The following is a 7,455-nucleotide window of genomic DNA, read 5'->3' as shown; positions in this document are numbered from 1 at the left end:
CGAATAGGCTTTTTCCATACCTCACATTTTAGCATATATTTCGTAAATGTGCTAATATTTAACAGTAAAGCCGTCGTAGAACGACGGGGTTTCAGACCCAAAATTTTCGATGAGCGATCGCAGTTATAAAAACCTCAAAAAGTGATCGCGGATCAGTTGAAGGTCAAAAAAAAGCGATCGCAGATTAAATTATTGGGGATGAAGCGCAACCGTAGGAAGCTGGCTATTTCTCATTGGTCGATTTTTGAGATGGGTCTTCAAATCCCCATTTTTTCCACTCCTCCCCAATTTGCTCCCCAATTTGCTCCCCAATTTCCTTCTTAATTCCGCACCATCCGTTTTTAATATTTTGTTTTTGCTTTTCCGTTAGTTGCCAAGACAGAGGTGGTTTATTTTCACCATTTTTACCATTCTTTGGAAAAAAGATAGGACAATATGCGATCTTTACTTGATTTTTCCATCGCTGTTGAAGAAGTTCTACTTCAGTAGAAACTCGAGACAACTGGGTAGTATCACGGACGCTGAATAAGGTCAGTAAAGGACCTATTATCGCCTGAAACCAACCTCCACCGCCACTCTCATTTTTGGAGGGTTCAGTCTTAGGAAAAGCATTAATTTGTAACAAAAGAACTCGTTTAATGTTAAGTCCTTTGTTGGGTTCTAGCCATTCATTGAGCCATTCCACCATCGTCACCACACCAGAATTGTCGAAATAGCCACCATCAGCAATATGATAATTCCCCTTCCCTTTCCCCTTCTGGTTTTTATTTTCACCAACATAGCGAGAAATAGGCGATACATAAGAAAAAGTTGCTGAGAGCCTTGCGGCTGTGACAACATCAATGTCATATCCCGCATAAAGGGTGTTAAAATCCACTGATTTGTTGCTACTAGGTTTACAAAAAGTCATCGGTGAAATTAGAAATCGACGACCATCTTCAACCAGAGTCGCATTGAAAATAGGGATGGGAATTTTACCATTTAAAATTTGTTCGCTCCAAGTAGATAAAAATTGTTTGCTATTGGGATTTTTTAACTCTCCTTGCCAATCTGTCTCTATTACTTTTCCCCGATCGCACATTTTAGGAGCGAGAAAAGGAAGCCCAATAATGCGCCATAAATCAGGATAAGCTAATCCCCAACCTACCGCATCCAAACTATCTTCAGTAGCACTCTTAAAGATATTTTCAAACTCCTTAGACTCAGGATATCCTTTATCGGCAAAGCGATCGAGATAATACATCGTTCCAACTGAACCACCTGAAACAGAGCTAATAAAACCAATTGACTTGGTAAACGAATTACCTAGCATATCTTGTAATCCCGTCAGGACTTGAACTATCCAGCCTGCGGCTTGAATGCCGCCCCCACTCGCACAGACAACTACTAAGGTCTTTTCCTTTTCTTCTTCTTGATACTCGAGTCGTTTTTCTATTGCCTTTTTGAAATCCTTGGCATCGTATTTGTTTGCCTCATTTAAGTTTAATTCAAAAAAGTGATCCACCTTAAACAGCGCATACATCAAAGCAACAATAACCACAAAGAGCAGAAAGACAGGAACGCGATAGTAATCGAAATAGAAGGTTAGGCTTCCAGACAAGGGTGCTATCATCATGATGATTAGCATCACATACATTAGGGCAGCCGCTTCTTTTTTCTTGTCGGATGGTTGAGATTGTGGCTGAAATTTCCAACCAATGATGCCATAGACGATGAAGGCAACTATAAAAAAAGCGATGTTACTCAGATGACCTTCAAGGAATTGCTGTGGTTTTGGCTGTGTTCCTATAATATAGCCTTCAGTTTTATGTCTGGTAATGAATTCAACGAAACTAATGAGTAACTTATTGTTAGCAAAGTTAGTAAATATCCAGGTTTTCGTCTGAATCACTGCAAACAACAGCACCAAACTCAATAACACGCTGAAAATCACTCCTTGGATGGGATTCTTTTCTTTAATTTCCTCTTTTGAAAGCTTATAAGAGGTGAAGCAGATCGGTAAACTCAAAGCGATCGCCAACCCATATTGCCAGATGTCAGAAATTTCGAGCCACGGTGATAGTCCAAAACGATCTGGCGCACCTTTGAGAAGCATATAGGCATTAATAATGACCCCTATTGCCGCCATGTTTGCACTGACAATTACAGAGATAAGTTGCCACGGACCACGAAGAACAAATAAATTTCTCAGCATGGCTGGCAGCCATAAGGTAGCTATTAGAGGGAGTGTCACCAGCAGTAAACCCCAGAGAATAGGCGCACGCAAGAAAAAAAGATATTTCCAGAAAGAATCAGGAATGTGCCACCAAACCACTACAGCGATCGCAATTATGCCGATGCCGATGATGATCTGTGGAATGTAGTTTAGTTTCTGTTTTGAATTCGTAGTGTTCATGATTTTGTCCTATTTTCAAAGTGTTAAGTAGGCGATAGAGATGATTGACAGAGTGAAACTGCTGTTATGTAGTCTGCACCATTATTCCTGAAAATTCTCATTATCATTAACGATAAAAGTCTGGTGGTTGTGGTGGCTTTCCGCAGACATCTTTGATTTTTTTATTAACGTCTAATGATGAGAATGGGAGGAGTTGATTATAACCAGAATAATGTTAATAGGCATTATTAGGAGAAAGAGAATTATCAACTCTAACTTTATCACTCCCTTGGCAAATGATTTTTTTCAAAGCCAAGGGTTAAGTGAGGCAGAGGAGGATAGGGGCGATCGCTCCCAAAAGAGAAAGCTCCAGACTGATTTGCTATCCTGCTTTCAAGCTCCAGCAGTTGATACCACAGAGAGAGCGCACTGGATACAAGCGTTGTCACAGTGAGAATGTTCACTAAACTGAACACCTTTACCGGGTCTTGACGCTTTACGAGAATGAGAACTAACATGAAAGCTATCAAGATCCGAAGTAGGCCAAGCAAAGAGACAGCATAACATCGGTGGCGAACGGGTAGTTTATGTTATCAAAGATTCTCACTTTAGGTTAACGGTTGCTGGCGTGGAACGAAAAAACTAATGGGACTTAGACAAAAAACAAATCGAGAAAAGCCTCAACCCCAATCCCTGCTTGGGATTTACTTCGAGAAGCCCAAAATCGCTGAAACCCAGATAGATCAAGGAAAATCATAAATCGAGGTTAACCCTTTGTCCCGTAATGGTTTGAGCCTTTTTTGCTGACCGAAAACGCCTAAGTCCCAATATTAAACAAAATTAAAATCCCGTCCAAAATTAACATTAGTCGTATCTAGGATCAGAGCAATACAATCATTACCTTTGTAGAGAGCTGTATCCGTCTCGGAAGTTCCTCCCCAACTACCCGTTGTCATGCGGTAATCGCTAGCACTACCCTTCACTTGAATCCAATCATAGTTAAAATCGAAGTCTGTAATGACAGCATTGTTAGCCCCTAAATAAGAAACTCCCCAAGAACCTCCCAAAACAAAAGTATCACTCCCAGAACCTCCTGTAAGAACATCAAGTTCACCAGATGTTGTTCCTGCAAGTCTTCCTCCATTTAAGAAGTCATTACCAGATCCGCCTATTAAGGTGTCATTATTTTCTCCACCATATAAGGTGTCATTATCAGAGCCGCCGTCTAAGTAGTCATTCCCGTAACTACCATCAAAATAATCATTACCCCCATATCCATAAAGTTTGTCGTTACCTCCATATCCATAAAGTTTGTCGTTACCCGTCGTACCATTTAAGATGTCATTACCGTTAGTTCCGTTGAACGTTCCTGGAGTCGTACCACCTCCTCCAGAACCGCCATCTGTTTGAGCCATATACGTTCCAGGATTGGCATCTCCACGAGCGAACGATTGAGACCAATAATTTCCATTGGATGAGTATCCCAGTCCCATGTGGGTAATATCGGTGGCTAACAGATTGGCGCGATGTTCTGGACTATTGATCCAACCTTGAACTGCCTGTTCTGGGGTTGTATACCCTTTCCCTAAATTCTCTCTTACCATATTCCACATATAGCCCTCTGCCGTTGTTCTTGAAGCAAGAGTCGAGTTATTAAGAGTATGAGACAGTATGTTTTGACTTGCCATGACATTGGCGTATTTATCGGCAGCATTATCTAATTTTTCAGATAATGTGAGAGCTGCTCGACCATTTTGTGCCCGAAATTGATTAACAAGCTGGAGAACCCTCAGATCAAACTGGTCTTGTTGTAATGTAGCCATGAATTTTATCCTTGTTTTAGGTTTTATTGAGGTAGAAGGTTTAACTCATTTGCTTTCCTTCTGCCCGTTAGTAGTTGTCAGCAAAATCGACCTATACACTTGAAGGTTAAATTCTAGAAATTCTTAGTGGGACTTAGGCGTTTTCGGTCAGCAAAAAAGGCTCAAACCATTACGGGACAAAGGGTTAACCTCGATTTATGATTTTCCTTGATCTATCTGGGTTTCAGCGATTTTGGGCTTCTCGAAGTAAATCCCAAGCGGGGATTGGAGTTGAGGCTTTTCTCGATTTGTTTTTTGTCTAAGTCCCATTAGGTCTGGCAAGGGATGATCAGTTCTGGAAAATCTGGAACTGAGCCATCTTGTCTAAATCTAGATCTCCCCGGTTTTTTTCCGATTTCCTGTATAAGCTAAAATGGCTGACATCTATTGATCAGGTGAGCTAATCGCAAGCTCAACAAACTTCGGGAGAGCGTAGTATGAGTGCTGCATCAAGATACTGCAACCTTTGGCGCATTGACCCTGCCAGCGATCGCACTGGATATAAGCGTTGTTTCCTCCCGTTGGCAAATGATTTTTTTCAAAGCCAAGGGTTAAGTGAGGCAGAAGAGGATAGGGGCGATCGCTCCCAACAGAGAAATCTCCAGGCTAATTTGCTATCCCGCTTTCAAGCTCCAGCAGTTGATACCACAGAAAGAGCGCAGGCGGGTCTATGCCTGCGCTGTTACGTTTCTGAGCCGATTCTCAACGCCTGCCGCCAAATCGATCATTTGTTCGGAGACGATCGCTCCTTTACTTATCGAGATTTGCTGCCGTTTGTCCTCAATGACGACGGGAAAACGCTGATGGTTTTAGACTCAGATGGCAAAACCTATCTCACCTTAGACCCCACTGGCAAGCCTCAAACAACGGCTTATCAATGTTTCTCACTGCAAATTCTGCGAACCTTTAAGCCCAACGCTCAATCCAGTATGAGCTTAGATAACTGGACTTATTTACAAACCAAACAAAATCCAGAATTAAAGAATTTTTTATCCGAGTTTGGCTTCAAACAATTGAGCGACTGGGCGCTACTCAATCGCACTCGCTCGAAACAATTGCAACAACTGGCAGAACGCGATCGCCACTTAATTGCCGCCTTCCACGCTGTCTATCGTCGAGACAGGCATCAGCAACACCAGGGTACGAAACGCTGTCTAGATCCCACAACCGGGCAACTTCAAGAGATGGTGACTTATTTAAAAGCAGGAAATATCACAATTCAGCCCAACCAATTGATCACAGAACTGCGAAGAGTGGCACTACAACTTAGACAATTTGACCTTTGGAGCCATCGAGAACCGTTAGAGGTTGAAGATCCAGAGACAGGCGATCGCCTGATTCGCTCAGAGCTGCCGCAGGATATTGCCAGTGAATATAATGTGGAGCAGCAAGAGCAACAAGAAATGTTGGAATTCTTCCACAAACAGCTTCAACTCGCCTTAGTTCATTCCATTAAGCAGGCAATTAGCGATCGCATTACTTATTTAAAAAAAAGCAAAGGGTATGCCGCTTTCGCCGATCGATTGATTCCAGGATTACACCTCTATTATTCTCAGGGCATCGCACTGAAAGAGATTGCCGATCTATTAAAAATGTCTGGTTGGGCGCAAGCAAGACGGGTGTTGAATCCGGGAGAGTTAATTAACATTGTTCGGACGTTGACAATTCGCCAAGTGCTTGAACAAATGCTGAAGAAAGCTGAAGAGAAAGGACTGACTGCTCTTCCTCCTCAACCCGATTATTTAGAAAATTTAGCGAAGCAAATCGAGGCGCTGGCAGATGCAGAAATATTTCAGGAAGCGTTTGAAGAAATTCAAGCGGGAAAGAATCGTCTGATGAAAAGTGTATATGCTCAACAGCTTTGCTTTTACTTAGAAGAGTGTACCAAGGTTACACAAGGAGTTTCGTAATGTTTAGCTTAAGAGCGATCCCACCAGGTTTAAATCTTAGCCGACCTGAAGCCATAAGGCTTGAACCAGAACAGTTTGAGCAGGCTCTAGTCAATCCCCTAGCCAGTCCCTCAGTCGATGAAGCGGGTCAGTGGCAACTCTATCTGAATGCGCTGGCACTATTGGGTTTTGAGCAATGGCTAGAGAAACGCGCTCCATCACACTTCATCGATCGAACTCAATGTATCAATCATATTGGTGCTGTTTACAACCTGAAAATTGATGAATTTAAGCTAAATTTAATTGTCAAAGAGCAGGTTCTAGATGAAGTAGTGGAAATTCCCAGAGAAGCGATCGAACAGCCGGCTCTTGTCGCTCATTTCTATGTCCTGCTTGAGGTCTGTGAAGAGCAGCAGCGGTTAATGATTCGAGGCTTTTTGCGCTCTGACCGACTCATGAATTATTGCCATCGGGTCAGTGATAGTCTGCAAAACGGTTACTATCAAATTCCCCTATCTGTTTTCGATCCTGAACCCAATCATTTATTGTTCTACTGTGATTTTCTAGAACCTGCCTCAATACTATTGCCCGTCATTTCAACGGAGCATACCGCAACGCCTGAAGCAATCTCTGAAACCACATTAACGGCTTCTCAAGAAACTCCTATCCAGTTAGGACAGTGGATACAGGGGGTCTTTGCAGCAGGATGGCAAGCGATCGACGATCTGTTTAGTCCAGAAGTTCATCTTGCTTGGAGTCCTCGGAATCAGAGAGAGGGTGCAAAACGCGGGAAGCTTATTGACTTGGGGATGGAGTTGCAAGGACAGAGAGTGGTCTTGTTGGTGAATGTTACAGAAGAAGCCGATAATCAGCTATCTGTACTGGTTCAGTTACATCCGGCGGGTGAGGAGCGATATCTGCCACCCCAGATCAAGTTAACGTTGCTCTCTCAGGCAGGCAAAAAGCTTCAAGAAGTGGGCTCCAGAACGCAAGATAACTATATTCAGCTTAAATCTTTTAAAGGGCGCTCTGGTATCCCCTTTAGTATTGTGGTTAGTCTCGGTGACACCTGCCTCTGCGAAAATTTTGAACTCTAGGCGTTGGGGTGTTATGGGCGTTTTCTACACAGGCAAAACTACCTTACACCTGTTGGTTCGGGGGCATGAGTAGCAATTTAGAGCCGTAAGTGTATAGGTTTATTTTGCTCACAACTACTAACTGGACTTCCCCCATACAGAAATACTAAAAAATTAACAAAACCCTTACTGCAGGTCGCTTCTCAGAAAAAATTGAAAAGAGGCTACTGGGTACATTTTTCCCTTGAAAATGG

The 7,455-nt window shown here is 42.6% G+C and carries 4 protein-coding genes; 2 read left to right on the top strand and 2 right to left on the bottom strand.

Translation table 11 applies throughout. The annotated features are described in order from the left end of the window. Nucleotides 1–223: 223 nt before the first annotated feature. Complete coding sequence (locus H6G48_RS12005; protein ID WP_190721918.1) at nucleotides 224–2,395, bottom strand: patatin-like phospholipase family protein; 2,172 nt, start codon at nucleotides 2,393–2,395, stop codon at nucleotides 224–226. Nucleotides 2,396–3,204: 809 nt separating this feature from the next. Then, entirely contained in the window at nucleotides 3,205–4,197 is a 993-nt protein-coding gene (locus tag H6G48_RS12000; RefSeq protein ID WP_190721916.1) for a CAP domain-containing protein, read from the bottom strand. Between the two features lie 476 nt (nucleotides 4,198–4,673). Here H6G48_RS12000 and H6G48_RS11995 point away from each other — a divergent pair, with 476 nt between their 5' ends. Together H6G48_RS11995 and H6G48_RS11990 are read left to right on the top strand one after the other, a co-directional pair. Next, entirely contained in the window at nucleotides 4,674–6,146 is a 1,473-nt protein-coding gene (locus H6G48_RS11995) for a hypothetical protein (RefSeq protein ID WP_190721913.1), read from the top strand. Further along, the gene (locus tag H6G48_RS11990; protein ID WP_190721911.1) at nucleotides 6,146–7,222 is read left to right on the top strand and encodes a DUF1822 family protein; all 1,077 of its coding nucleotides are present in this window, start codon (nucleotides 6,146–6,148) and stop codon (nucleotides 7,220–7,222) included. The genes H6G48_RS11995 and H6G48_RS11990 overlap by 1 nt, the downstream gene beginning before the upstream one ends. The last annotated feature ends 233 nt before the right edge of the window (nucleotides 7,223–7,455 follow it).

Source organism: Microcystis flos-aquae FACHB-1344 (assembly GCF_014698375.1).
Lineage (GTDB): Bacteria > Cyanobacteriota > Cyanobacteriia > Cyanobacteriales > Microcystaceae > Microcystis > Microcystis aeruginosa.
The sequence above is the reverse complement of the archived record's forward strand: the minus strand, read 5'-3'. Positions and strand labels throughout refer to the sequence as shown.

Excerpts from the sequence above, each read along its gene's own strand:
- H6G48_RS12005 (WP_190721918.1), bottom strand. The coding sequence starts at position 2,395 with ATGAACACTACGAATTCAAAACAGAAACTAAACTACATTCCACAGATC.
- H6G48_RS12000 (WP_190721916.1), bottom strand. The coding sequence starts at position 4,197 with ATGGCTACATTACAACAAGACCAGTTTGATCTGAGGGTTCTCCAGCTT.
- H6G48_RS11995 (WP_190721913.1), top strand. The coding sequence starts at position 4,674 with ATGAGTGCTGCATCAAGATACTGCAACCTTTGGCGCATTGACCCTGCC.
- H6G48_RS11990 (WP_190721911.1), top strand. The coding sequence starts at position 6,146 with ATGTTTAGCTTAAGAGCGATCCCACCAGGTTTAAATCTTAGCCGACCT.